This is a genomic window from Pseudomonas endophytica (genome assembly GCF_001411475.1).
Taxonomy (GTDB): domain Bacteria; phylum Pseudomonadota; class Gammaproteobacteria; order Pseudomonadales; family Pseudomonadaceae; genus Aquipseudomonas; species Aquipseudomonas endophytica.
Window position 1 is genome coordinate 1 of record NZ_LLWH01000202.1, and the last position, 25,526, is coordinate 25,526.

General features: G+C 56.0%; 22 protein-coding genes. 4 read left to right on the forward strand and 18 right to left on the reverse strand.

What is annotated here, in order from left to right; translation table 11 throughout:
- A partial coding sequence (locus AQS70_RS18520) for a LysR family transcriptional regulator (RefSeq protein WP_156355213.1) occupies positions 1–484 on the reverse strand: 484 nt, incomplete at its 3' end.
- 113 nt (positions 485–597) lie between these two features.
- Between AQS70_RS18520 and trpB the strand changes: the two genes are divergently transcribed.
- Positions 598–1,818: a tryptophan synthase subunit beta gene (gene trpB / locus AQS70_RS18525; RefSeq protein WP_055104201.1), complete on the forward strand. Its 1,221-nt coding sequence runs from the start codon at positions 598–600 to the stop codon at positions 1,816–1,818.
- Complete coding sequence (gene trpA / locus AQS70_RS18530) at positions 1,818–2,630, forward strand: tryptophan synthase subunit alpha (protein ID WP_055104202.1); 813 nt, start codon at positions 1,818–1,820, stop codon at positions 2,628–2,630. The genes trpB and trpA overlap by 1 nt, the downstream gene beginning before the upstream one ends.
- A gap of 171 nt (positions 2,631–2,801) precedes the next feature.
- Here trpA and AQS70_RS18535 read toward each other — a convergent pair whose 3' ends face one another.
- From AQS70_RS18535 to AQS70_RS18615, 17 genes are all read right to left on the reverse strand, one after another.
- Positions 2,802–3,254, reverse strand: coding sequence for a BRO-N domain-containing protein (locus AQS70_RS18535; protein ID WP_055104203.1), 453 nt, complete (start codon positions 3,252–3,254; stop codon positions 2,802–2,804).
- A 354-nt stretch (positions 3,255–3,608) separates the two neighbouring features.
- Positions 3,609–4,535 (reverse strand): serine O-acetyltransferase EpsC, encoded by a 927-nt coding sequence (epsC, locus tag AQS70_RS18540; protein ID WP_055104204.1) that lies wholly within the window; start codon positions 4,533–4,535, stop codon positions 3,609–3,611.
- Between the two features lie 94 nt (positions 4,536–4,629).
- Positions 4,630–6,009: a M16 family metallopeptidase gene (locus AQS70_RS18545; protein ID WP_055104205.1), complete on the reverse strand. Its 1,380-nt coding sequence runs from the start codon at positions 6,007–6,009 to the stop codon at positions 4,630–4,632.
- Positions 6,010–6,118: 109 nt separating this feature from the next.
- The gene (locus AQS70_RS18550; protein WP_055104206.1) at positions 6,119–7,777 is read right to left on the reverse strand and encodes a Na/Pi cotransporter family protein; all 1,659 of its coding nucleotides are present in this window, start codon (positions 7,775–7,777) and stop codon (positions 6,119–6,121) included.
- Positions 7,778–8,010: 233 nt separating this feature from the next.
- Positions 8,011–9,351, reverse strand: coding sequence for a hemolysin family protein (locus tag AQS70_RS18555; RefSeq protein WP_055104207.1), 1,341 nt, complete (start codon positions 9,349–9,351; stop codon positions 8,011–8,013).
- Positions 9,352–9,475: 124 nt separating this feature from the next.
- Entirely contained in the window at positions 9,476–10,798 is a 1,323-nt protein-coding gene (gene phoR, locus AQS70_RS18560; RefSeq protein WP_055104208.1) for a phosphate regulon sensor histidine kinase PhoR, read from the reverse strand.
- Positions 10,799–10,837: 39 nt separating this feature from the next.
- Positions 10,838–11,530, reverse strand: coding sequence for a phosphate regulon transcriptional regulator PhoB (phoB, locus tag AQS70_RS18565; RefSeq protein WP_055104209.1), 693 nt, complete (start codon positions 11,528–11,530; stop codon positions 10,838–10,840).
- A gap of 242 nt (positions 11,531–11,772) precedes the next feature.
- Positions 11,773–12,432, reverse strand: a complete 660-nt coding sequence (locus AQS70_RS18570; protein ID WP_055104210.1) for a DUF2931 family protein — start codon at positions 12,430–12,432, stop codon at positions 11,773–11,775.
- Complete coding sequence (locus AQS70_RS18575; RefSeq protein WP_055104211.1) at positions 12,429–14,048, reverse strand: T6SS phospholipase effector Tle1-like catalytic domain-containing protein; 1,620 nt, start codon at positions 14,046–14,048, stop codon at positions 12,429–12,431. The genes AQS70_RS18570 and AQS70_RS18575 overlap by 4 nt, the downstream gene beginning before the upstream one ends.
- 237 nt (positions 14,049–14,285) lie before the next feature.
- Positions 14,286–15,176, reverse strand: coding sequence for an ABC transporter permease subunit (locus AQS70_RS18580; protein WP_055104212.1), 891 nt, complete (start codon positions 15,174–15,176; stop codon positions 14,286–14,288).
- Positions 15,173–16,093 (reverse strand): ABC transporter permease subunit, encoded by a 921-nt coding sequence (locus AQS70_RS18585; protein WP_055104213.1) that lies wholly within the window; start codon positions 16,091–16,093, stop codon positions 15,173–15,175. The genes AQS70_RS18580 and AQS70_RS18585 overlap by 4 nt, the downstream gene beginning before the upstream one ends.
- Positions 16,090–17,232 carry an ABC transporter ATP-binding protein gene (locus tag AQS70_RS18590; protein WP_055104214.1) on the reverse strand — a complete coding sequence of 381 codons (1,143 nt, stop codon included), beginning with the start codon at positions 17,230–17,232 and terminating at the stop codon, positions 16,090–16,092. Before AQS70_RS18590 ends, AQS70_RS18585 begins: the two co-directional genes overlap by 4 nt.
- A gap of 69 nt (positions 17,233–17,301) precedes the next feature.
- Positions 17,302–18,396: a polyamine ABC transporter substrate-binding protein gene (locus tag AQS70_RS18595; RefSeq protein ID WP_055104215.1), complete on the reverse strand. Its 1,095-nt coding sequence runs from the start codon at positions 18,394–18,396 to the stop codon at positions 17,302–17,304.
- A gap of 239 nt (positions 18,397–18,635) precedes the next feature.
- Entirely contained in the window at positions 18,636–19,748 is a 1,113-nt protein-coding gene (locus AQS70_RS18600; RefSeq protein WP_055104216.1) for a polyamine ABC transporter substrate-binding protein, read from the reverse strand.
- A 184-nt stretch (positions 19,749–19,932) separates the two neighbouring features.
- Positions 19,933–21,297 carry an aspartate aminotransferase family protein gene (locus AQS70_RS18605; protein ID WP_055104217.1) on the reverse strand — a complete coding sequence of 455 codons (1,365 nt, stop codon included), beginning with the start codon at positions 21,295–21,297 and terminating at the stop codon, positions 19,933–19,935.
- Between the two features lie 58 nt (positions 21,298–21,355).
- Positions 21,356–22,714: a glutamine synthetase family protein gene (locus tag AQS70_RS18610; protein ID WP_055104218.1), complete on the reverse strand. Its 1,359-nt coding sequence runs from the start codon at positions 22,712–22,714 to the stop codon at positions 21,356–21,358.
- 36 nt (positions 22,715–22,750) lie between these two features.
- On the reverse strand, positions 22,751–23,527 hold the full coding sequence (locus AQS70_RS18615) for a gamma-glutamyl-gamma-aminobutyrate hydrolase family protein (RefSeq protein ID WP_055104219.1): 777 nt from the start codon (positions 23,525–23,527) through the stop codon (positions 22,751–22,753).
- Positions 23,528–23,805: 278 nt separating this feature from the next.
- Between AQS70_RS18615 and AQS70_RS18620 the strand changes: the two genes are divergently transcribed.
- Both AQS70_RS18620 and AQS70_RS18625 read left to right on the forward strand, forming a co-directional pair.
- Entirely contained in the window at positions 23,806–25,182 is a 1,377-nt protein-coding gene (locus AQS70_RS18620; RefSeq protein ID WP_055104220.1) for a glutamine synthetase family protein, read from the forward strand.
- Positions 25,183–25,299: 117 nt separating this feature from the next.
- Positions 25,300–25,526: TetR/AcrR family transcriptional regulator (locus tag AQS70_RS18625; RefSeq protein ID WP_156355215.1), on the forward strand; the 227-nt coding region annotated here is incomplete at its 3' end.

The window sequence follows — 25,526 nt, forward strand, 5'->3', positions numbered from 1 at the left end:
CCAATTCGTACACCTGCATGTCGGCGGGCCAAGGAGGTTCGGCAAACACCAGCCACGCGTCCAGCCCCGAACGGCGTGGGTCCAGATCGCCTTCACCCGCAGACAGGTGTAAGCGCAAATCCGGCAAATCGGCATTCAAACGGCCCAAGCGCGGAATAAACCAGCGCGCCAATAAGCTGCCCGAACAGCCGAGTACAAAAGGTGCATCGCTGTGACTTTGCGTGAGTTCAGTGCATACATGACGCAGACGATCAAACGCTTCGGTGCTGGCATCGCGCAGCCGTAGACCGGCGTCTGTGAGCTTTAGACCGCGACCTTCTTTGATGAACAAACTGACGCCTAAATGTTCTTCAAGCACTTTAATTTGCCGACTAACGGCACCGTGGGTGACGTTAAGCTGCTCAGCCGCCTGGCTGACGCTACTTAGGCGGGCGGTGGCTTCGAACGCACGTAAGGCGTTTAGAGGGGGGAGGTCACGGCTCATGGTATCTGTGAGTTTTCCTGACAGGTTGTGCAGATCTTATCGGTTTTCATCCGGCGCTGTCGCGGGTAAAGTCAGGCCCATCGACCTTCGCACCTCTTTATCTGGAGCGTCACATGACTGAATCCACTTTACGTAACGGCCCCGACGACAATGGCCTGTTCGGCTCATTCGGCGGCCGCTATGTCGCCGAAACCCTAATGCCATTGATCCTTGATTTGGATCGCGAGTACGAGCTGGCGAAAAAAGACCCTGAATTCATCAAAGAGCTGGCCTACTTCCAGCGCGACTACGTGGGCCGTCCAAGCCCGCTGTACTTCGCAGAGCGCCTGACTGAGCATTGCGGCGGCGCCAAGATCTACCTCAAGCGCGAAGAGCTGAACCACACCGGCGCGCATAAGATCAACAACTGCATCGGCCAGATCCTGCTGGCGCGGCGCATGGGCAAAAAACGCATCATCGCTGAGACCGGCGCAGGCATGCACGGCGTGGCAACGGCTACCGTCGCGGCGCGCTTTGGTCTGCAATGCGTGATCTACATGGGCACCACCGACATCGAGCGTCAACAGGCCAACGTGTTCCGCATGAAACTGCTGGGCGCTGAAGTGATCCCGGTCGTCGCCGGAACGGGCACCCTCAAAGATGCGATGAACGAAGCGCTGCGTGACTGGGTAACCAACGTCGACAGCACCTTCTACCTGATCGGCACTGTGGCGGGGCCGCACCCGTATCCGGCGATGGTGCGTGACTTCCAAGCGGTAATCGGCAAAGAAACCCGCGAACAAATGCAAGCCCAAGAAGGCCGTCTGCCGGACAGCTTGGTAGCCTGCATCGGCGGTGGCTCCAACGCCATGGGCTTGTTCCACCCGTTCTTGGATGACACCGGCGTTGAAATCATCGGCGTTGAAGCGGCCGGTTACGGCATTGAAACCGGTAAACATGCGGCCAGCCTCAACGGCGGTGAGCCGGGTGTGTTACACGGCAACCGCACCTTCTTGCTGCAAGACGACGACGGTCAGATCATCGACGCCCATTCGATCTCGGCAGGTCTGGACTACCCAGGCATCGGCCCTGAACACGCGTGGTTGCATGACATTGGCCGCGTTCAATACACCTCCGTCACCGACGACGAAGCGTTGGATGCGTTCCACAAATGCTGCCGTCTGGAAGGCATCATCCCGGCCCTTGAAAGCGCCCACGCGCTGGCCGAAGTTTTCAAACGCGCACCGACCCTGCCCGCCGATCACCTGATGGTGGTCAACTTGTCTGGTCGAGGCGACAAAGACATGCAAACCGTCATGCACCACGTCGAACAGTCCCAGCAGGAGAAACACTGATGAGCCGCCTGCAAACACGTTTTACCGAACTCAAAGAGCAAAACCGTGCGGCACTGGTGACCTTTGTCACCGCGGGTGATCCGGATTACGCCACCTCGCTGGCCATCCTTAAAGGTTTACCAGCTGCTGGTGCTGACGTGATCGAATTGGGCATGCCCTTCACGGATCCAATGGCGGATGGCCCGTCGATTCAACTGGCCAACATCCGTGCGCTGGGTGCCAATCAAAACCTCGCGAAAACCCTGCAAATGGTCCGCGAGTTCCGCGAGGGCAACAGCGACACGCCGCTGGTACTGATGGGTTACTTCAACCCCATCCACCATTACGGCGTGCCTAAATTCATCGCCGACGCCAAGGCCGCGGGTGTCGACGGCATGATCGTGGTCGACATGCCCCCTGAGCACAACGCAGAACTGTGTGATCCAGCGCAGGCGGCGGGCTTGGACTTTATCCGCCTGACCACACCCACCACCGACGACGTGCGCCTGCCGAAAGTGCTTAATGGCAGCTCGGGCTTTGTGTACTACGTATCGGTGGCGGGTGTGACGGGTGCGGGTTCTGCCACTACCGAGCAAGTGAGCGAAGCGATTGCGCGCTTGCGTCGCCACACCGACTTGCCGATCAGCGTTGGCTTTGGGATTCGTACCCCCGAGCAAGCCGCGGCGATTGCGCGCTTGGCGGATGGCGTAGTGGTGGGTTCGGCATTGATCGACAAAATCGAAAATGCCGCCACCCCGGAGCAGGCAGTTGACGGCGTATTGAGCCTGTGCGCGGCCTTGGCCGAAGGCGTGCGTACTGCTCGCGCGAGTTAACCCCAACACCCCGTAGGAGCTGCCGAAGGCTGCGATCTTTTGATCTTTAAAAGATCGCAGCCTTCGTGCCTCGTCAGCTCCTACAAGCTTGCAGACACCAACACAGCCTCGCAGGCTGCGATCTTTTGATCTTTGAGTGATCGCGAGCTCGCTCTTACACAGGGTTGGGCGTCATGTTGCGGTGCGGTCGATGTTGCTATACCCGCAGCGCATGGCCGGTAGCACTTCATGGGTCAACCATTGGCGCAGGCTGCGGTTTTCTGGGTGGTAGTGGTACAGCAACAACGCATACGCCCCCGACTCGCTGAGCATCAGCGTGTTTTGCACGCTGCCGTGGCTGCGGATCGCTAATTCCTGATGCTGGTCTGCATCCAGTTTGTTCAAACTTCTTTGCCCTAAGCTCCGGCCCATCAAGCGGCCAAGATCGCGTGCGCAACACCATAATTGACCCCTTGCCCACACCACCCGCAATTGCAGGCGGTGACGCACAAAGATGCGGCTTTCGAGTGCATCAGCGCCAACCGCGTAATGCGACAAGGCACGCTGCGTAGCGATGTGATCGTTGAGTAGGGTTTGGGTGTAGTCAGCGTTTGAAAGGGGAGGATCGGGTGTGAGGGTTTTCATAAGGTTAGGTTCCTGGGAGATGAGGAACTACCAACAGCCTTCCTACGGGCTTGGGTGGCAGTCGTGCGCGGGGTAGGAACCGGATCCCAGGGTAACCGGCCACGTCGAAACGTGCCCGCGCACGACCGCCATGACTGATGGTACGGACACAAAAAAAGTGTCGCAATCAGAAAGGTGGACACTTACGCGCCGAGGGTAAAAAAGGGTTCCTACGCCCTGTCACTGATTTTGCAGCGACAGCGCAAAGACTAGGCGTGCCAACCCGTCCCCACAAGCGGGTCAACGCCGCTACGGTTTGCAGGAAATGTCCGATAGGTTGCCATCACAGAACAACCCGTAGGAGCTGTGGGGGCCTTACTTTTGTGTCCCGTCATCATGTTGCAGGTTGGCTTGGGTCAGGTTGCAACCCGCAGGTACGCTGCGCGTCAGCCAGACGTTGCCGCCGATGGTCGAGCCTTTGCCAATGGTGATTCGGCCCAAAATGGTCGCACCGGCATAGATCACTACGTCATCTTCGACAATGGGATGGCGCGGGTGGCCTTTTTGCAATTGGCCGGATTCGTCGGCCGGGAAGCGCTTGGCTCCTAAGGTTACCGCTTGGTAGATGCGCACACGTTCGCCGATGATCGCGGTTTCTCCGATCACGACACCAGTACCGTGGTCGATAAAGAAGCTACGGCCAATCTGCGCCCCAGGGTGGATGTCGATGCCTGTCGACGAATGCGCGATTTCGGCGCTGATGCGCGCCAGTAGGGGTAACCCGGCACGGTACATATGGTGCGCCAAGCGATGATGAATCACTGCCAAAATCCCCGGATAGCACAGCAACACTTCGTCGACACTGCGCGCCGCCGGGTCGCCGTGGTAGGCGGCCAATACGTCGGTGTCGAGGAGGCTGCGTAAGCGCGGCAAGGCCAAAGCAAAGTCTTGGATCAAGACCGTTGCGGTTTCATCCACGCCGTCATCCGGAAGGCCCGCTTGGCGCGCCGCGTAGCGCAATTCTAGGCGCGCCTGCGCTAGCAATGCGTTGAGCGCCACATCCAGCGTGTGACCAACGTAAAAGTCTTCGCTCTCTTCGCGAAGATCAACCGGGCCGAGCCGCATCGGGAACAAAGCCCCGCATAGAGCCTCAAGAATTTCGGCCATCGCGGCGCGTGAAGGCAGCTCGCGGCCGCCCAATTCACCGCTCACACGTCCGTTTTGCGTACGCCACTGGTTACGTGCCGTGCGCAATTGGCTGACGATGGTTTGCAACTGCCAAGGATTAGAACGATCACTCACGCTGAACTCTCCGCACGCTGGCGGCTGATTGATCAGCCGCGAATGGGCAATTATTTTACGGTATCAAACTGTTTCGGGCTTAGCTAATCAACCCTTAACTGCGCCGGCGCCAGATCCGCCAGCCGACTATTAGAAGCACTAACGCACCCAACGCGGCGCCTAACGCCAAGCTTAATCCGTTGTAACTGAGCAAGGGCTTTTCGATACGCACGTAACCCGGCTCGGCAAACAGTTGCTGCAGCGCGCTATTGGCTTGCTTGAGCGTCACGGCTTGCAGGCGTTTTGAGGGGTTGGCAAAACGGCCGTCGTTGTAATCGCCCAACGCGCTCCAGTAGTAGTCGGCCAAGGCGCTATTGCCTTGCACCGCCCACGCTTGTCGCGCCACGGCGGCGTTTTTGAGGCGGGCAAAGGTCTGAGGGTCGAGGCCGTCTTTAAGTAAGCGGGCTTTGAGGTCGCTCATAACACGCTGCGCTTTGGGGACGTCATCGCGAGCGAGGTCGGCATTTAGGCTTAAAAAGCCAACCCCTGCGAACACTTCGCGCTCGGCCCAGGGCCCGTAAGACAACCCGTGCTTGAGCCGCAGTTCGCTGTACAGCGACCACTCCAAGTAGTCGCGCAGCAGGTCCCAGGTTTCATCGTTTTGGTCTTCGATCACCGGCTCCGGTAATAGCCAATGCAGCTTGGCGGTGTCACCGACCACACCGCGCACCAAGGTGCGGTCGGCCTGTGCCTTGGCTTCGATGGCGGGTAGCGCGGCATGCTCGCTGGGCTCGACCGGTTCAAGCGCGCCGTAGGTGCGTTCAAGGTAGGCCGGTAGCAAGCGGTCAAGGTCGCCGACCATAATCAGCGTCATGTTGTTGGGCGCGTACCACGTGTTGCGCACGGCCTCGAGTTGTTCGCGGGTGAGGGTTTGTACGTCGGCGCGTTCGGCGCATTTGAGACCCAGTTCCACCGCCAATTGGTTGCTGGCGCTGTGGCCTAGGTCTTGGCGGTCCAGCCAGCGTTGCAGATGCGAGTAGTGGCCGCCGTCTTCGCGCTCCACCACTTGCTTGGCATCGTTGATGCGCTGGTCGGTCATGTTTGAGCGGGTCAGCAGGCTTAGAAGCAGGTCGAGAATTTTGCGCTGGTTCTTGGCGGGCGCCTCGATCACGAAGGTGGTGTCTGCATTACTGGTGTAAGCGTTCCACTCGCCGCCCAGGGCCTGCATACGCTCTTCAAGACCACCTTCGCCCGTGTCATCAATACCGCTGAACAGCAGGTGTTCTAGCAAGTGGGGCAGTTGTTGATCGGCGCAGCTGAAGTCATCCATGCCCACGCCCACGACTAAGCGGATGGACACATGCCCATGCTCGTAGCCTGGCTTGAGGATCAGCTGTAAGCCGTTAGGCAGTTGATAGCCTTCAACGCTGTCGCGGTCGAGGGCAAAGCTCTGAGCTGCTCCCAGCAGCAAGCAGATAAACAACAGGCAACGCATAAAAATCCCTGGATCTCTGAATCCGTTTTGAGAGGGCACTTGGCGCAGTGCGCCAGTCTGTAGAGGTTAGTCGCTGCTTACAGACTGACAACACACCAGCGTGCAACGTTCAGGGTGAATGCAGGGTATCGTTGCTGTCATCCAATTTGAGTGCGCCAGTATTGGTGTTTTCCAGTACCACGTAGGCGCTGCCGCAAAACAGGGAGTTTAGGCGCTGCATGTCGGCGATTAGCTCTAGATGGACGGAACTGGTTTCAATACTTTGGGTGATTTTGCGTTGCAGGCGGCTCACATGAGCGTGGGCCAGACGCCGCTCTTGTGCGCGAAAGCGGCGTTTTTCGCGCAGTAATTGGCGCGCCGTTTGTGGGTCGGAGTTAAGGAACACGGTGAGTCCCAGGCGTAGGTTCTCGATAAGCTGGGTTTGCAGCCCTACCAGCTCTTCAAGCCCAGAGGCTGAAAACGAACGGCGTTGCGAGGTTTTTTGCTGCTGGACTTTGCGCAGCATGCGTTCGATGACGTCGCTGGCCAATTTCAGGTTAATGGCCAGTTCAATGATCTCAGCCCAGCGTCGACTGTCGTGTTCGCCCAAGTCTTCACGGGGCATTTGCGCTAAGTAAAGTTTGACCGCGCTGTAGAGCACTTCGACTTCGTCGCTGAGGGCGCGCATTTCTGGGGTGATAGATGTTTGTTTGCCGCGCAGAACGTCCAGCATATTGACCAACATGGTGTCGATCAGGTCGCCAATGCGCAGCGTTTCACGTACAGCATTGGTCAGTGCCAGCGTCGGGGTTTCGAGCGCTGTTGAATCGAGGTGGCGAGGTTTAACGCTGCCATTGGCGATCTCGCGCTCGGGCAGCAGCCAAGCACACAGCCGCGCCATGAAGCCGATGGTCGGCAACATCAAAAAGCAACGCGCAGTGTTGTAAAGCAGGTGAAAGCCGATGACCAGTTCTTGGGCTCTGAAGTTCAGGCTGTCCATCCAGCCTACCAGCGGCGTCAGTACTGGCACGATCAGCAGCAGGCCGATCAGTTTGTAGAGCAGGCTGCCCAGCGCCACTTGTCGTCCGGCAGTGTTTTGCATGCTGGTACTGAGAAACGCCAATACGCCGCTGCCAATGTTGGCGCCGATCACCAGCCCAACGGCCACCGGCAGGCTGATAACACTGGCTCCAGCCAAGGTCGCGGTCAGCAGCACAGCGGCCAGGCTGGAGTACGAGATCATCGCGAACAGTGCGCCGACTAGGGCATCCAACAGCAGGTCGCCGGTCAGCGACGCGAAAATCACTTTTACCCCTTGGGCTTGGGTAATTGGTGAGGCGGCTTCGACGATCAGTTGCAGCGCCAGAATAATCAGGCCCAAGCCTATGGCAACTCGGCCCAGTTGGCCTGCGCGGGTTTGTTTGCGTGACAGAAAAAAGATCACGCCGAGAAAAATCAGCAGCGGTGACAGCCATGACAGGTCGAAAGTCAGCACCCGTGCCATGAGCGCGGTGCCGACGTCGGCCCCGAGCATAGTCGCCAGCGCGGGCGTAAGTGACATCAAGCCTTGGCCGACAAAAGAGGTGACCAGCAACGCAGTGGCATTGCTGCTTTGCACCATGGCGGTCACCACAATACCGGCGATAAAGGCCAGTATCGGCCTAGACACGTTTTGCCCGATGACGTGGCGCAATTGGGTGCCATAGACCCGCAATATGCCGGTTCGTACGATGTGCGTGCCCCAAATCAGTAGGGTCACGGCGGAAAGCAGATTGAGCAGGGTCAGCATGCTGGCTCCCTGTGTTGGATACTTTGAAGGATCAGATGGCTACAGACCGTTCTTACAGATGTTTCTTAAGCTGTAGTCGGTCATTGAGCAGAACGCCAGCATCGCATAGCTGGCGGAGGGTTGAAACATTTCTGAAACATTTGCCGTTTATCTGTAGCAACTGCTGAGGCACGAAGGCTGCGATCTCTTGAAGGTCAAAAGATCGCAGCCTGCGGCAGCTCTTACGGGGGTTATTAATTGATTTTGAGGACTTTGGCCAAGACGATTTTCGGGCCTTTCATCTTTTTTATGATGATGCGCAGGTCTTCAACTTCCAGTTGTTCTTCTTCTTCGGGCACCCGTTTGAGGGTGTCGTAGATCAACCCTGCAATGGTTTCGGCCTCGACGTGGTCCAAGTCCACCCCCAGCAGGCGTTCGATCTTGAACAACGGTGTGTCGCCGCGCACCAGCAGTTTGCCTGGCTGGTACGAGAGGATCCCGCGCTCAGCTTTGCGGTGTTCGTCCTGAATATCGCCTACCAATACTTCGAGCACGTCTTCCATGGTCAGGTAACCGACCACTTTGCCGTCGGCTTCTTCAACCAGCGCAAAGTGCGCTGCGCCTTTGCGAAATTGTTCCAGCAACTGCGCCAGCGGCATGTGACGCGAGACGCGCTCCAATGGGCGGGTCAGTTCTTCGAGGTTGAAGGTTTCGGGTAAGTGCTCAAGGTCGGCCAATTCCAGCAGCAGGTCTTTGATGTGCAGCAGGCCCAAAAAGGTGTTGGTTTCGGCGTCGTAGACCGGGTAGCGGCTGAATTTGTGACGACGGAACAGCGCCAGGATTTCCTTGAGCGGTGCCTTTGAGTCTAGGGTCACTAGGTCTTCGCGCGAATTTGCCCAGTCGACCACTTCCAGCTCGCCCATTTCAACGGCCGAAGCCAGCACACGCATGCCTTGGTCGCTTGGGTCTTGGCCACGGCTGGAGTGCAAGATCAGCTTGAGCTCTTCACGGCTGTAAGCGTGATCGTGATGAGCGCCAGGTTCGCCTTGGCCCGCAATACGCAAGATGGCATTGGCGCTGGCGTTTAGCAGGTAAATCGCCGGGTACATGGCCCAGTAAAACAGGTACAGCGGCACCGCTGTCCACAGCGACAACGTCTCGGGTTTGCGGATGGCCCAAGATTTAGGGGCCAGCTCACCGACCACGATGTGCAGGTACGAAATGATGAAGAAGGCGGTAAAAAACGACACGCCTTTAGCCACTTCAGGCGATTGCACGCCCATCGCGCCGAGCAGCGGCTCCAGCAAGTGTGCGAAAGCTGGCTCACCGACCCAGCCCAGCCCCAGCGATGCCAAGGTAATACCCAATTGGCAGGCAGACAGGTAGGCGTCGAGTTGGTTGTGCACGGTCCGCAGGATCTGGCCGCGCCAGCCGTTGACCTCTGCGATGGCCTCAACGCGAGTCGAGCGCAGTTTGACCATGGCGAATTCAGCCGCAACGAAAAAGCCGTTGAGCAAAACCAGGATCAGAGCAAAAAGAATCATGCCGAAATCGGCGAAGAGTGTAGCGAGGGTCAAACCAGGGGAAGGGTCCATGATGGAGTTTTACGGGTTCCGATATTTCAACGAGTTGAGGGTTTCAGGGCCTGAATAAACAGACCCCGGCTGAGCAATGTAGCGGCTGATGCGGTGCTTGCCTAGTGGGCTTTTGCCACATGTGTCAGCTGATGGATGCCCGAATCCTGGGTTTTATGACCTGAGCCGGATCGAACTGGCAGGTAAACGTGCTGCCATGCCCCAGTACGCTGCTGATGTCCAGGTGCCCGCGATGGCGTAGCAGCACGTGTTTGACGATGGCCAAGCCCAGCCCTGTGCCGCCGGTGCTGGCGTTGCGGCTGGAGTCCACGCGGTAGAAGCGCTCGGTCAGGCGCGGCAGGTGTTTGTTGTCGATACCGACCCCCGAATCCTGCACGCTCAGGTGTGCGCCGAGGTGATCTGCCCACCAGCGAATGCGAATAGAGCCACCGTCGGGGGTGTATTTGACGGCGTTGAATACTAGGTTGGAAAACCCGCTGCGCAGTTCAGCTTCACTGCCTTTGAGGGCGATGTCAGTTTCGATGTCTAGTGTGATGGTCTGGTTACGTTGCCCTGACAACGCTCGTGCGTCGCCAGTGATTGAGCGCAGCAAAGCGTCGATAGGCACCGGTTGGTTATCCGATGGGTAGTCAGTGGCTTCAAGCTTGGCTAGCAGCAACAGATCATTAAGCAGCGTCTGCATGCGTTCGCCCTGTTGCTGCATTTGTGACAGCGGGCGTTTCCAGCGCGGGTTTACGTCTTCGACGTTATCGAGCAGCGTTTCTAGATACCCGCAGATCACGGTTAATGGCGTGCGCAGCTCGTGAGACACGTTAGCGATGAAGTCTTTGCGCATTTGCTCCAAGTGATGCACACGCGTGACGTCCCTTACCAGCATCAGGTGTTCGTTGTTGCCGTAGCGGGTGAGGTAGAGCTGGATGCGTAGGTGATCGTTGACGGGTGAAGGAATTTCCAGCGGTTCGGCGTAGTTGCCGTTATCGAAATATTCTTTGAAGCGCGGATGGCGGACCAGATTCGTGATTGGCTGGCCGCTGTCTTGCGGGGTCTTTAGGCCCAGCAAAGTTTCTGCGGCGCGGTTCCACCATTCAAGATCGCCGTGGCTGTCGAGCATGATCACCGCGTCTTTAAGCGCGGCGGTTGACTCTTGCACGCGATCAATGACCGCTTGCAGACGCCCACGAACGCGCTGATCGCGACGTTGCAGGTGGTAAATGCTGTCAAACACCTCGCCCCACAGGCCATAGCCATCGGGCGGCGCTTCATCGGGTTGGTGATGACGCAGCCAATCGTGCAGCCGCAAAAGTTGTTTGAGGGTCCAGCCCAGATAAAGGCCAAGGCCGACGACCAGACTCCAGCCGTAATAGCCACTGATTAACCCGATTAACAGGCAGACGGTTATTAGAAGCAATAAATGGCGAATCAGCGTGCCATGCCAGTTTCGATTCAAGTCACACGTCCCGTGGTGAAAGCCAATTAGCAGCTGCCCTTAAGCCTTCGTTGAGAACCGGTAGCCGGTGCCGCGCACGGTTTGTACCAGATTTTCATAGGCTTCGCCGAGGGCTTTGCGTAAGCGGCGGATGTGTACGTCTACGGTCCGCTCTTCGACGTACACGTTGCCGCCCCACACTTGGTCAAGCAGTTGGCCGCGGGTGTAGGCGCGCTCTTGGTGAGTCATGAAAAATTGCAGCAGCCGATATTCAGTGGGGCCCATGTCGGCCGGGGTGCCGTCGATGGTCACGCGGTGGCTGACAGGGTCGAGCAGCAGGCCGCCGATTTCGATTGGGGATTCATTGTCAGTAGGGCCAGCGCGGCGTAGCACGGCTTTGAGGCGTGCGACCAGTTCGCGGGGAGAGAAAGGTTTGGTGATGTAGTCATCAGCGCCGACTTCAAGACCTTGGATCTTGTTGTCTTCTTCGCCTTTGGCGGTAAGCATGATGATCGGAATGTCGTTGGTCAGCTCTTCGCGCTTCAAGCGTCTGGCCAACTCGATACCCGACGTGCCGCCTGGGAGCATCCAGTCCAGCAGAATCAAATCGGGTTTACGGTCCACGATGATGGCATGTGCGTCCTGGGCATTGTCGGCTTCAAGGCAGTCGTAGCCTGCCATTTCCAAGGCCACTGCGATCATCTCGCGAATCGGTGCCTCGTCATCAACGATCAAAATGCTCCTGCCAACCATGCCGTAACCCTCGTGTCATTTAACTGTCTTGTGGCGCATTAGATAACGGAATTATTGCAGTCGTGTGACAACTTTGTGGGTAAAAGCGCTCTGCGGTTGAAGAGCTGCGCTTTGTACTCATAGCCTACAACCGCAAAAAGTACGATCCCGAGTGCTCACCGTGCTCTGGGCGCCTCAAGAAAACAGGTGGCCACGCAACTCTTCTTAGCCTAAGGGTGAGGGTTGCATAGCGAATAGGCTAGTTACCAACTGCCATAGGGAATGCCATAGCGTTCGATGTAGCGTTTTGATTGTTCTTTGATTGGACGGTATTTTCCGCTTGATTGGCCTTGGTATGGACCTAACGGTTCAATCCCAACGTGAACACGTGCGACCTGATGACGATTTAAACAGTTGTCCCCCACCCAGACGCCCACAACGCCTCCTGGGGCAAGCCCAAGGATTGCCTGGGCCGAGTGGTTTGCCGGACGCCGCTCAGGCCAGCCAGGACACTTACGCATAACGGAACCGCGCATGAACTGTCGGGCTTCTTCGGGGATATCGACCCAGCCTTTGTAAGTTTTTTGTTCGATGATGGACTGCCAGCGCACGTAAATACGTTTTGGCAGATCAGCCCCCGTCAGTATGTGGGACCCTCCTCCAATACTGTTCCAACCCTTTGCGTACTCACGTTCAAGGTTGTCGTTACCTGATCCGAGCACACCTCCTGGGCTTCTGAACGACCTGCCTTTAAGATCCTCCACCACGACCATCTCAGCCCAGCTTTGCATATAAGGTGGGCTGAAGATTTCAAGGCTCCAAGTATCGCCTTTAGGGTCGCTATCGCTCAAAAACGAGTCGCTTGTGCACGAACAAAGAATCAAAAAACCTACGAATAAAGCTAAGGTCTTGAGTCTTTTCATGACCACCTCGGGGCTAACACATGGGGGTGGCGGACACGTATTCCGTTCTTCATGGGAGAGTTAACGTAAAGGAGCGTGATAGCACTGCCTCTTGCTTTGGCCAAGGGGTGGTTCCAATGGGCAGAGGTATGGATATACCGCAGCCGTAATAAAGTTTCTTCTTCGGGATTTAAGGTGTAATCGCCACTAATAAGCCTGTCACACAGAGGTTCTAGTTCAGGCGTAATAGCATGGTTTGGATCATTGAGGTCAATGTCTTTGAACGGCACTTTTTTCGCTTTGGCCAATGAGTGCATCAACCGGCAATAAACTCGCGATAACTCCCCTCGAACTTCTCTTCTAATTTGCAAACCTGCATAGACCTTTTTTCTTGGTGGGGCCATGCGGTCCTCATTATCAGGCATGAGCCGCTGCGCTTCGGGGGTGACAATATGCAGTGCATCTGCTGACCAGCCTTCGGCGACCCAGCGTGCTTTGGCTTCAACGGCATCACGGTAAATGGATGTTTGCTTTACATCTTGATTAAGCGCTACCTCCAGCGATTGCATGGGTGTCAGCATCAGTACTTCTTGCATCAGTGTTCTATACCCACCGCCGATGTCCGAGTGCACCCCAGGCAGATTTATTTCCAGATGATCGGGGCTGACTTTACTTAAAGCGAAGTTAAAGCGCTTTTCATCACGGGCGGCCAATTGCACGACGTTGCGGATAGTGTCTGGACGCAGGAAGAGTTTTAGCCGGGGAACCTGATGACTGCTCAAGTTGCCTAGGTTATCCCATCCGATAATGGACGCGACCGTATCAAACAGACCGACAAATCCAATGGTTACACCAGAGGTAGGGCTAAAGCAGCGGCTGTACTTGGCCGGTACTCGGTTTACAAGCTCTGCCCAATAGCCTTGTCGGCCTAGGGCAATGTGGTTGGCAAAGTGCCGGGCAGCCGCTGCACCCCGGCTGAAACCGAACACATCAAAGGTGATGGCACTGATTTCTGCATCAGGATGTAACTTATGCAGTGTGCTTAACCATTGGAGGAGTTGTTGAAACATCTCCCTGACTCGCTCTTCGACACCGGTCTCGCCGCGGCCGGTACCCGCACCGAATAAGTTGTCCTTTTCGCTGCGTATAGTGCCTATGCCATCCATATAGATCTTGCGCTGCAGGCTTTTGGCTTTGCCGCTACCCACTAACGTCTCATCCGACCCATACAGTTCCGATAGCTTGAACACATTGCTCAGATCATTCCCATAACTGCTATCGGGATCTGCCATGTAGGGTTTGCAGCTACCTTCCAGATCTTCTGCCCGTACGGGGTGATGGGCGCCGCAGCGCAGGCCGTCGAAAGTGTTGCTGGCGTTGTTGCCGGTGCCGTCGAAGAACACACCGATACGCAGGCTCAGGTCGAATTTTTTTGCGCGCTCTTCGCGTTGTTGTCGCTCGTAATAGTCGAAACCCTTTTGGTAGCAGGTGGCATTGGCCTCTGCAATGTGGTCGTAGCTACGGTGCTCGGATTCTTGGTCTGCAAGCTCCTTGGCGGTCATCTTGTCGAGGTATTTGTAACCTCCTTCCCCTCCCGCTTGTCGCCAGATCTGGGTGGGTACGTCTTTGCTTGCCATATGAACGCGTTCACCCGTGAAAAAAGGTTGAACTCTAGGCGGGTGAGACGAACTTGGATGTAGGAGTGGAAGTTTAGATTTCGAAGGGTTTATGCGGTTTTTTACGTAGGAATTGCCGTAGTCCGCGATCTTTTAAATACGCTAAAGAGTGTTGCTTGAGTCAGCTCTCACGACAAAACCGCATAAAAAAAACCTCGCCTCCCTGTGACAGGAGGCGAGGTTTTTTAGTGGGCAGTCTTACACCGCGGTAGACGATTTAGGACGGCGCACGTCAGGTTGCTTCCACGACTCGGCCGCGGCTTCGTCGATGGCTTGCTGGATGGACTTTTTGCGGTGTTCTTCGGCACGACGGCTGAAGAACCAGACCAAAAAGGTCACCAACGACACTGCCAGCAGAATCAAGCTGGCCACGGCGTTGATCTCGGGTTTAACCCCCAAGCGCACAGCAGAGAACACTTCCATTGGCAAGGTAGTGGAACCCGGGCCGGACACGAAGCTGGCGAGTACCAAGTCGTCCAGCGACAGGGCAAAGGACATCATGGCGCCTGCCGCCAAGGACGGAGCAATCATCGGGATGGTGATCAAGAAGAACACCTTCCACGGCTTAGCACCCAAGTCCATAGCCGCTTCTTCGATGGACAAGTCCAATTCACGCAGACGTGCCGACACCACGACCGCCACGTAGGCCGCGCAGAATGTGGTGTGGGCGATCCAGATGGTGACGATGCCGCGCTCTTGTGGCCAGCCGATCATCTGCGCCATGGCCACGAACAGCAGCAACAGCGACAAACCGGTGATCACTTCGGGCATCACCAGCGGTGCCGTCACCAGGCCGCCGAACAGCGTGCGGCCCTTGAACTGGCTAATGCGTGTGAGGACAAATGCCGCCAAGGTGCCCAGCGCGACCGCTGCAATCGCCGTGTAAAAGGCGATTTCCAGCGAGCGCATGACCGCGCCCATCAGTTGCGTGTTATCGGTCAGGCCGATGTACCACTTCAGCGACCAGCCGCCCCACACCGTCACCAGTTTGGAGGCGTTGAAGGAGTAGATCACCAAGATCAGCATGGGCAGGTAGATGAACAACAACCCTACGACCAACATAAAGCTAGAGAAACGGATGCGCTTCATATCTTGCCCTCCAGCTCTTTAGCTTGGCTGCGGTTGAACAGGATGATAGGCACGATCAGGATCGCCAACATGACCACCGCCAGTGCAGACGCTACCGGCCAGTCACGGTTGTTGAAGAACTCTTGCCACAGCACTTTACCGATCATCAAGGTTTCCGGGCCGCCGAGCAGTTCTGGGATAACGAACTCGCCCACTACCGGGATAAACACCAGCATGCAGCCAGCGATGATGCCGTTTTTAGACAGCGGGACGGTGATTTTCCAGAAACTGTTGAAAGTGCTGGAACCCAAGTCAGACGCGGCTTCTAGCAAGCTGTTGTCATGTTTAACCAAGTTGGCGTACAGCGGCAGGATCATAAATGGCAGGTACGAGTACACGATACCGATGTACACCGCGATGTTGGTGTTGAGGATCTGCAGCGGTTGGTCGATCCAGCCCATCGACATCAAGAAGCCGTTGAGCAAGCCGTTGTTGCTGAGAATCCCCATCCACGCGTAAACCCGGATCAGGATCGCAGTCCACGTTGGCATCATGATCAGCAGCACCAAGACGGTCTGCATCTCTTTGCGCGCATTGGCAATGGCGTAGGCCATCGGATAACCGATCAGCAGGCACAATAGCGTGCTGATAAAGGCCATTTTCAGCGAGCCCAGATACGCGGCGATGTAGAGATCATCGTCGCCCAGTAGCGCGTAGTTGCCTAGATTCAGCAGGATCTCAAGCTTTTGCTCGGCGTAACTGTAGATCTCGGTATACGGCGGGATCGCAATGTCTGCCTCAGCAAAGCTGATCTTCAACACGATGAAGAACGGCAGCATGAAAAACAGAAACAGCCACAGGAATGGAATCCCGATGACCATATGGCGGCCACCGGGGGTTATTCGATGCAGTCGGCGTTTAAGTTTTCGCATGTTCATGAGCGCAGTACCACGCCGCTGTCGTCTTCCCACCAGACGTAGACTTCATCGTCCCAGGTCGGGCGAGCGCCACGGCGCTCTGCGTTGGCCACGAACGATTGCACCAGCTTGCCGCTTGGTAATTCGACATAGAACACCGAGTGCCCGCCCAAGTAGGCAATGTCATGCACCTTGCCGCGCGACCAGTTGTACTGATAAGCCGGCTTTTCAGTGGTGACCAGCATCTTTTCCGGGCGAATGGCGTAGGTGGTGTGTTTGTCTTCTACTGAGGTGCTGACGCCGTGACCGACATAAATGTCGTTCTCCAGCTCCGGGCAGTTAATGCGCGCGTAGCCTTCGGCATCGTCGACCACGTCACCTTCGAACAGGTTAACGTTGCCAATGAATTCGCACACCAGACGGCTGACCGGGGTTTCGTAAATGTCGATCGGGCTACCGATCTGAGCGATCCACCCTAGGTGCATGATCGCAATGCGTTGGGCCATGGTCATGGCCTCTTCCTGATCGTGGGTCACCATGACGCAGGTCACGCCCACACGCTCGATGATCTCCACCAGCTCAAGCTGCATTTGTGAGCGCAGTTTTTTATCCAGCGCCCCCATTGGCTCGTCGAGCAGCAGCAGTTTTGGCCGCTTGGCCAGCGAACGCGCTAAGGCCACACGCTGGCGCTGACCGCCCGACAGTTGGTGCGGTTTACGCTTGGCGTACTGAGTCATGTGCACCAGTTTGAGCATTTCGCCCACCCGCGCATCAATGTCAGCGTTGGACATTTTGTCCTGCTTGAGGCCGAACGCGATATTTTGGGCCACGGTCATGTGCGGGAACAAGGCGTAAGACTGGAACATCATGTTGATCGGCCGCTCATAGGGCGGTAGGTCAGTGATGTCGACGCCATCTAGGAAAATACGACCTTCTGTTGGGCGCTCGAAACCGGCGAGCATGCGCAGCAAGGTGGATTTGCCCGATCCCGATCCGCCGAGCAAGGCGAAGATCTCGCCTTTGTTGATTTCCAAGGACACATCGTCCACGGCAATCGTCTCGTCGAATTTTTTCGTGACCCGGTCGATTTTGACCAGTACCTGTTTAGGGGTCTGATCGCCCTCGAGGGCTTTCTTATAGGCGCCGGAGGCAACAGCCATTTACGAAACTCCCAACAAATTTAGCAGCCCGAACAAGAGGTTCGGGCCTTGGATAGGTGGTCTTGCGAGCTATTTACCCGTTTTGACCTTGGTCCACGAACGCGTCATCAGACGTTGAATGTTCGGCGGTAGCTCGGTCGAAACGTAAGTCTTGTCCAGTACCGCTTGGGTTGGGTAAACCGCTTCATCGGTACGAATGGACTCATCCATCAGCGTGTCAGATGCAGGGTTCGGGTTGGCATAGCCAACATAATCGCTGACCTTGGCAATCACTTCAGGTTGCAGCAGGTAGTTGATAAACGCGTGTGCTTGTTTGACGTTGCTGGAGTCTTTTGGAACCGCCAGCATGTCAAACCACAGGGCGCCGCCTTCCTTTGGAACCACGTAGGCGATGTTGACGCCTTTTTTGGCTTCCTCGGCGCGAGTCTTGGCCTGGAAGACATCACCGGAAAAACCAATCGCTACGCAAATGTTGCCGTTAGCGAGGTCGGAGATGTATTTGGAGGAGTGGAAGTAGGTGACGTAGGGGCGTACCGCCAACAGGGTTTTTTCAGCTTTTCTGTAATCTTCTTTGTTGGTGCTGTTGGCATCAAGGCCCAGATAGTTGAGCGCGGTCGGCATCATTTCATCGGCCGAATCCAGGAACGATACGCCGCAGGCTTGCAGCTTCTTCATGTTCTCTGGTTTGAACACCACGTCCCACGAGTCGATTTTGTCGACCCCGAGCACTTCTTTGACTTTATCAACGTTGTAACCAATGCCATTGGTGCCCCACAGGTACGGCACGGCGTATTGGTTGCCCGGATCGTTTTGCTCAAGGCGCTTGAGCAAAGCGGGGTCTAGGTTGGAATAGTTGGGCAACTGCGACTTGTCGAGTTTTTGGAAAGCGCCCGCTTTGATCTGTTTACCCAAGAAGTGGTTAGACGGAACCACGACGTCGTAACCGGTACGGCCAGCCAGCAGCTTGCCCTCCAAGGTTTCGTTGGAGTCGAAGACGTCATACACCGGCTTGATGCCGGTGGCCTTTTCAAAGTCGGCCAAAGTATCGGGTGCGATGTAGTCCGACCAGTTGTAAATGTGCACGGTAGGGGCGGCTTGTACGCTGACTGCAAGCGCTACACCCGCTCCGACCATCAAGGTCTTGCGAAACAAAGAAATAGACACGTGGTGGTCCTCTAAATAGGTGGGCCTGAGTTGCCCGTGTCACACAGCAGCTGAGCCGCCAAAGACAAAACCGGCGCGCAACTTACCCTCGATAAACCTGCACAGCAAAGTTTTCTGCAATTTATTGCGATAACACGCTGATTTCCCATGAAATCTGGCCTGTAGGAGCTGCCGCAGGCTGCGATCTTTTAAACCTTAAACAGATCGCAGCCTGAGGCAGCTCCTACAAGAGCAAGGGGTTACTTACCGGATTTTATTTTGGTCCAGCTGCGGGTCAGCAGACGCAAGGTGGTAGGCGGCAGGTCACTGATCGCGTACAGGTGCTCTTTCACTTCATCCGACGGATAGATGCTTGGATCACCCGAGATGTCTTTATTCACCAGAGGTGTTGCAGCCTTGTTACCGTTCGGGAAACGAACACTGTTGGTGATCTCTGCCATGACTTCCGGTTCCATCAGGAAGTTCATCCAGGCGTAAGCGGCCTCAACGTTTTCGGCATCTTTAGGGATGGCGACCATGTCGTAGAAGCTGCCAGCACCTTCTTTCGGGATCGTGTATTTGAGTTTGATCTTGCCACCGGCTTCTTGGGCACGGGTGATGGATTGCTCCAAGTCGCCCGAGTAACCCACCGCGACACAGATGTTGCCGTTGGCCAAGTCAGAGATGTATTTGGACGAGTGGAAGTAGCCGACTGAAGGGCGGATCTTCAGGAACAGAGCTTCGGCTTCGGCCAACTGCTTTTTGTCCTGCGAGTCGGTTGGGTAGCCTAGGTAATGCAAGGCTGCCGGGATCATCTCGGTCGGCGAATCGAGGAAGCTGATGCCACAGCTTTTCAGCTTGGCTGCGTTCTCGGGTTTGAACAGCACGTCCCAAGAATCAATGGTGTCGACGCCCAGAGCGGCTTTGACCTTCTCGGGGTTGTAGCCGATACCGATGGTGCCCCACATGTACGGGAAGGCGTATTTGTTGCCCGGGTCACTGGCATCGCCAACGGCTTTTAGCAGCGCAGGGTCGAGGTTTTTCCAGTTAGGCAGCTTGGATTTGTCCAGCTCTTGGTAAACACCGGCTTTGATTTGCTTGGCCAAGAAGTTGTTGGACGGCACAACGATGTCATAGCCAGACTTGCCCGCTAGCAGTTTGGCCTCGAGCGTTTCGTTGCTGTCGAACACGTCGTAAACCACTTTGATACCGGTTTTGTCTTCAAACTTTTTGACGGTATCGGGTGCGATGTAATCGGACCAGTTGTAAACGTGCAGCACTTTATCCGCTGCTTGGGCTGCCCCGGCCATCACACCCATCAAGGATAGGGCGAGAAGGGTTTTGCCAGCTTTTTTAAAACCTGATGCCTTCATCTGTAATGCTCCAATTGTTCTTTTAAACCACCGATTCAGCGACCTGTTGTCAGGGTAACCAAAGCCGGCGGCTAGTCTGGCAAGTTCCAAGGCAGGCTTTCAAGGGAAGAGCCTTGTTTCTTAAGGCTCTAAGTGCAATTGCCTACATAAACATCGCAGTCTTCCTGCACTGAGAGCCTAGCAGTTAACCCTGTAATGCTTCCAAAGTCAGATCCAGACACTTGCGAGCCTTGGTCACCAACTCGTCAATCTCGTCTTTGCTGATCACCAGCGGCGGCGCGATGATCATGGTGTCGCCCACGGCGCGCATGATCAGTCCGTTATCAAAGCAGAACTGACGACAGATCATGCCTGCACCTCGGCCCTCATAACGTTTGCGCGTGGCTTTGTCTTGCACCAGTTCAATGGCACCCAACAGGCCAACACCGCGCACTTCGCCTACCAACGGGTGATCGTTCAGTTCGCGTAAACGCTTTTGCAAATACGGTGCCGTTTCGGCCTGCGCCTTCTCGATAATTTTTTCTTCACGCAGGATGCGAATGTTTTCTAGCGCAACGGCGGCGGCTACTGGGTGGCCCGAGTAGGTGAAGCCGTGGTTGAAATCGCCACCTTCGTTGAGCACAGCCACCACTTCGTCGCGCACGATCAAGCCACCCATTGGGATGTAACCCGAGGTCAGGCCCTTGGCGATGGTCATCATGTCTGGCTTAAGGTCGTAGAAATCGCTGCCGAACCATTCGGCGGTGCGACCAAAGCCGCAAATCACTTCATCGGCCACGAACAAAATGTCGTACTTGGCGAGGATTTCTTTGATGCGCGGCCAATAGCTGTCTGGCGGCACGATCACACCACCTGCGCCCTGAATAGGCTCAGCAATAAAGGCCCCGACGTTTTCAACTCCCAGCTCGAGGATCTTTTCTTCCAGTTGGTTGGCTGCCCAAATACCGAATTCTTCCGGGGACATGTCGCCACCCTCACCGAACCAGTAAGGCTGCGGGATGTGGGTGATGCCCGGAATCGGCAAGTCGCCTTGTTCGTGCATGTACGTCATGCCGCCCAGGCTGGCGCCCGCGACGGTCGAGCCGTGATAGCCGTTTTTGCGGCTGATAATGACTTTTTTGTTCGGCTGGCCTTTGATCGCCCAGTAGTGGCGAACCATACGCAGCATGGTGTCGTTGCCTTCGGAGCCTGAGCCGGTGAAGAACACATGGTTCATGCCTTGCGGCGCGACGTCGGCGATGACTTTCGACAACTCAAGTACCGGCGGGTGGGCGGTCATAAAGAACAGGTTGTAATACGGCAGTTCGCGCATTTGCTTGCTGGCGGCGTCGGCCAGCTCGTCACGGCCATAGCCAATGGCAACACACCATAGGCCGGCCATGCCGTCGAGAATTTTGTGACCTTCACTGTCCCAGAGGTACACGCCTTTGGCGTGAGTGATGATGCGCGGGCCTACTTCTTTCAATTGTTTGAAGTCGCTGAAAGGGGCCAGGTGATGATCGTTGCTCAGTTGTTGCCATGCTTGGGTTTGCGGATTCTTGCTTGTCATACAGCTCTCCTTTAATTCAGTTGGGGGATCGCACCTTCCAGGCGCGACCCCCGGCGTGTCAGACGGCGAACAGCAGGAATTCCCGCTCCCACGAACTGATGACGCGCTTGAAGTTTTCATGCTCGGCACGTTTGACTGCGACGTAACCGGTGATGAATTTGCTGCCCAGATACTTCTCGACAGTTTTGCTGTTTTCCATCCGCTCCAGCGCGTCTTCAATGGTCAACGGTAAGCGCAGATTACGACGTTCATACCCGCGGCCAACCACGGGTGCGCTTGGGTTGATGGCTTCAACCATGCCGATGTAACCGCAGAGCAGGCTCGCTGCAATGGCCAGATACGGGTTAGCGTCGGCGCCTGGCAAACGGTTTTCGACACGGCGGTTTTGCGGGCCTGCATCCGGTACGCGTAAGCCGACGGTGCGGTTCTCTTCGCCCCACTCCACGTTCACTGGCGCTGAGGTATCAGGCAGGAAGCGGCGGAAAGAGTTCACGTTCGGTGCAAACAGAGGCAGCAGCTCAGGAATGAACTTCTGCAACCCGCCGATGTGATTGAGGAAGAGCTGGCTCATACTGCCGTCTTCATTAGAGAAGATGTTTTTGCCGGTTGTGATGTCGATGATGCTCTGGTGCAAATGCATCGCGCTGCCCGGCTCACCGGTCATGGGTTTAGCCATGAAGGTGGCTGCCACGTCGTGCTTGAGCGCGGCTTCACGCATGGTGCGTTTGAACACCAAAATCTGGTCGGCCAATGACAGTGCGTCGCCGTGGCGGAAGTTGATTTCCATCTGCGCGGTGCCGTCTTCGTGGATCAGGGTGTCCAGATCCAGGTCTTGCAGCTCGCACCAGTCATAGACGTCTTCGAACAGCGGATCGAATTCGTTGGCTGCCTCAATAGAGAAGGATTGACGGCCGGTTTCTGGACGTCCCGAGCGCCCAACAGGCGGCTGTAACGGGTAGTCCGGGTCGTCGCTGCGCTTGGTCAGGTAAAACTCCATTTCTGGCGCCACGATGGGTTGCCAGCCGTGGTCGGCATAGAGCTTGAGGACTTTTTTAAGCACGTTGCGCGGCGACAACTCAATCGGGTTGCCCTGCTTATCGTAGGTGTCGTGGATCACTTGAGCGGTCGGCTCAACGGCCCAAGGCACCACAAATACTGCGTTCTGATCGGGGCGGCAAACCATGTCAATGTCGGCCGGGTCGAGGAGTTCGTAATAGATGTCGTCTTCGACGTAGTCACCCGTCACGGTCTGCAGCAATACGCTCTCGGGCAGGCGCATGCCTTTTTCGGCAATGAACTTGTTGGTCGGCGAGATCTTACCGCGGGTAATCCCGGTAAGGTCGGCGATCATGCATTCGACTTCTGTGATCTTGTGGTCTTTCAACCAATCGGTGAGCTGGTCGAGGTTGTTACTCATAAATGCCTCTGGGCTGAGTTTCCTGGCTTGAATAAGTCAGGCGTTTACTGACGCGTCGGCGTCGCGTTGTGTAGCGCGCCTTCTACAGGCATCTCCAAATGCCTTAAAGATGGCGAGGTAAATCGGATTAGAGCTTACCTGCCATTCAGGGTGCCATTGCACTGCTAAAGCAAAAGCCTTGCCGTCTTGGACTGAAACGGCTTCTACCAGCCCGTCTGGAGCGGTGGCTTCAATGCGTAAGCCTGGGGCCAATTGGTTGATGCCCTGGGTGTGAATCGAGTTGACCTCAAAGTCGCTGGGTAACCCTAACCGAGCTAATACACCACCCGGTTGAACGTGCACGGTATGGCTGGGGCCGTACTGGACCCCAAGCGGCGCGCTCGGGTCCTCGCGGTGCTCGATAAAACCGTCGACTTCGTGCAATTTCTGGTGAAGTGAGCCACCCAAGGCTACATTCAACTCTTGAAAGCCTCGGCAAATGCCGAGCACCGGAACGCCCGCGGCCAAGGCCGCTCGAATCAAGGGGAGGGTGGTGCTATCACGGGCAGGATCATGCAGAGTGCCTGGCGCGGTGGCAGGGCCGTGATACAAGTGGGGTTCAATATTGGAGGGCGACCCGGTAAACAGTAGGCCGTCCAGACCGTCCAGAATATCGGACGGTTTAAGCAAATCTGCAAGTGATGCAAGCATCAGGGGTAAGCCTTCGGCTGCCGTCGCAACGGCTCGCACGTACTTATCGCCAGTGATGTGATAAGCGTGCAAGCCGATCTGCTTGGTGCAGGCGGTGACGCCGATTATCGGCAGGCGTGACATGTAACACCCCGGTATTATTGCTGTTATGGGTTTGAATCGAGCTTAGCCTCGTTCATTTTTTTACACAACACCCCCGTAAAAAATACAACACGGCCCGCTCAAGGCCGCGGGTGGAGAATCGGGCTAAGGGCGAAATTTGCCCTAAAATGCGTCAAAAATGCCCTTTGAGCGCTTTTTTAGGGCAAAAAATAGGTTGCTTGACTTCGGTATGCCGTTCGGGTTGACTGAAACCCGTAGCGCTCAATGATTGATATTTTTAACAACAAAGGTGTTGCATCATGTCGGTACCCCCGCGTGCCGTTCAGCTTAACGAAGCGAACGCGTTCCTTAAGGATCATCCTGAGGTTCTGTACGTAGACCTTCTAATTGCGGATATGAATGGTGTGGTGCGTGGTAAGCGCATCGAACGCACCAGCCTCCACAAGGTTTACGAGAAAGGCATCAACCTGCCTGCCTCTTTATTTGCTCTGGATATCAATGGCTCAACGGTGGAAAGCACCGGTTTAGGTCTGGACATCGGTGACGCAGACCGAATCTGTTATCCAATCCCTGACACCCTGTGCAACGAACCTTGGCAAAAGCGCCCAACCGCGCAATTGCTGATGACCATGCACGAACTTGAAGGTGACCCTTTCTTCGCCGACCCGCGCGAAGTGCTGCGTCAAGTTGTTACCAAATTTGACGATCTCGGCCTGACCATTTGCGCCGCGTTTGAGCTTGAGTTTTACCTGATCGACCAAGAGAACGTAAACGGCCGTCCACAACCGCCACGCTCGCCTATTTCCGGCAAGCGCCCGCACTCGACACAGGTTTACCTGATCGACGATCTCGACGAATACGTCGATTGCCTCCAGGACATTCTGGAAGGCGCTAAAGAACAAGGCATTCCGGCTGACGCCATTGTTAAAGAAAGTGCCCCGGCGCAGTTCGAAGTAAACCTGCACCACGTTGCCGACCCCATTAAGGCCTGTGACTACGCGGTACTGCTCAAACGCCTGATCAAAAACATTGCCTACGACCATGAGATGGATACCACCTTCATGGCCAAGCCTTACCCAGGCCAGGCAGGCAACGGGTTGCACGTCCATATTTCGATTCTGGACAAAGATGGCAAAAATATTTTTGCCAGCGAGGATCCCGAGCAGAACGCCGCATTGCGTCACGCGATCGGCGGTGTGCTCGAGACCCTACCGGCGCAGATGGCGTTCCTTTGCCCTAACGTCAACTCCTACCGTCGTTTCGGCGCACAGTTCTACGTGCCGAACTCGCCGTGCTGGGGGCTAGACAACCGTACGGTCGCTTTGCGCGTTCCGACCGGCTCCGCTGATGCGGTGCGTATTGAACACCGGGTTGCCGGTGCCGATGCCAACCCCTATTTGTTGATGGCGTCTGTTTTGGCCGGTGTTCACCACGGTCTGACCAACAAAATCGAACCGGGTGCACCGGTTGAAGGCAACAGCTACGAGCAAAATGAGCAAAGCCTGCCGAACAACCTGCGTGATGCATTGCGTGAGTTGGATGACAGCGAGGTCATGGCTAAATACATCGACCCTAAATACATTGATATTTTTGTCGCGTGTAAAGAAAGCGAGCTGGAAGAGTTTGAACATTCCATCTCCGACCTTGAGTACAACTGGTATCTGCATACCGTGTAAGCGCTTGCGGTACCCATAAAACGCCGAGGGTTAACAGCCCTCGGCGTTTTTTTATGCCTGTGCAATCCGCTGACCCGGCTCGTACAATGCCCGCAGCCCCGCAGGAGACACCCACCTATGACGCGCCTCGCCACCCCACGTGCCACCCCTCGCAAATCTCGTGCACGCAGCCAGGGCCGAATCGACACGATCCTTGAGGCTGCTCGCACTTTGCTGGCGACCCAAGGCGTGGCCAGTCTGTCGATTTACAGCGTGGCCGAGCGCGCAGCAATCCCGCCCTCATCTGTTTACCACTTTTTCGCCAATGTGCCCGCCTTGCTCGAAGCGTTGACCGAGGATGTGCA

Excerpts from the sequence above, each read along its gene's own strand:
- AQS70_RS18550 (WP_055104206.1), bottom strand. The coding sequence starts at position 7,777 with ATGCTGACCCTGCTCAATCTGCTTTCCGCCGTGACCCTACTGATTTGG.
- AQS70_RS18600 (WP_055104216.1), bottom strand. The coding sequence starts at position 19,748 with ATGAAGGCATCAGGTTTTAAAAAAGCTGGCAAAACCCTTCTCGCCCTA.
- AQS70_RS18590 (WP_055104214.1), bottom strand. The coding sequence starts at position 17,232 with ATGGCTGTTGCCTCCGGCGCCTATAAGAAAGCCCTCGAGGGCGATCAG.
- AQS70_RS18580 (WP_055104212.1), bottom strand. The coding sequence starts at position 15,176 with ATGAAGCGCATCCGTTTCTCTAGCTTTATGTTGGTCGTAGGGTTGTTG.
- AQS70_RS18575 (WP_055104211.1), bottom strand. The coding sequence starts at position 14,048 with ATGGCAAGCAAAGACGTACCCACCCAGATCTGGCGACAAGCGGGAGGG.
- AQS70_RS18570 (WP_055104210.1), bottom strand. The coding sequence starts at position 12,432 with ATGAAAAGACTCAAGACCTTAGCTTTATTCGTAGGTTTTTTGATTCTT.
- phoB (WP_055104209.1), bottom strand. The coding sequence starts at position 11,530 with ATGGTTGGCAGGAGCATTTTGATCGTTGATGACGAGGCACCGATTCGC.
- AQS70_RS18555 (WP_055104207.1), bottom strand. The coding sequence starts at position 9,351 with ATGGACCCTTCCCCTGGTTTGACCCTCGCTACACTCTTCGCCGATTTC.
- AQS70_RS18620 (WP_055104220.1), top strand. The coding sequence starts at position 23,806 with ATGTCGGTACCCCCGCGTGCCGTTCAGCTTAACGAAGCGAACGCGTTC.
- AQS70_RS18585 (WP_055104213.1), bottom strand. The coding sequence starts at position 16,093 with ATGAACATGCGAAAACTTAAACGCCGACTGCATCGAATAACCCCCGGT.
- AQS70_RS18545 (WP_055104205.1), bottom strand. The coding sequence starts at position 6,009 with ATGCGTTGCCTGTTGTTTATCTGCTTGCTGCTGGGAGCAGCTCAGAGC.
- trpB (WP_055104201.1), top strand. The coding sequence starts at position 598 with ATGACTGAATCCACTTTACGTAACGGCCCCGACGACAATGGCCTGTTC.
- trpA (WP_055104202.1), top strand. The coding sequence starts at position 1,818 with ATGAGCCGCCTGCAAACACGTTTTACCGAACTCAAAGAGCAAAACCGT.
- AQS70_RS18615 (WP_055104219.1), bottom strand. The coding sequence starts at position 23,527 with ATGTCACGCCTGCCGATAATCGGCGTCACCGCCTGCACCAAGCAGATC.
- AQS70_RS18610 (WP_055104218.1), bottom strand. The coding sequence starts at position 22,714 with ATGAGTAACAACCTCGACCAGCTCACCGATTGGTTGAAAGACCACAAG.
- AQS70_RS18605 (WP_055104217.1), bottom strand. The coding sequence starts at position 21,297 with ATGACAAGCAAGAATCCGCAAACCCAAGCATGGCAACAACTGAGCAAC.
- AQS70_RS18535 (WP_055104203.1), bottom strand. The coding sequence starts at position 3,254 with ATGAAAACCCTCACACCCGATCCTCCCCTTTCAAACGCTGACTACACC.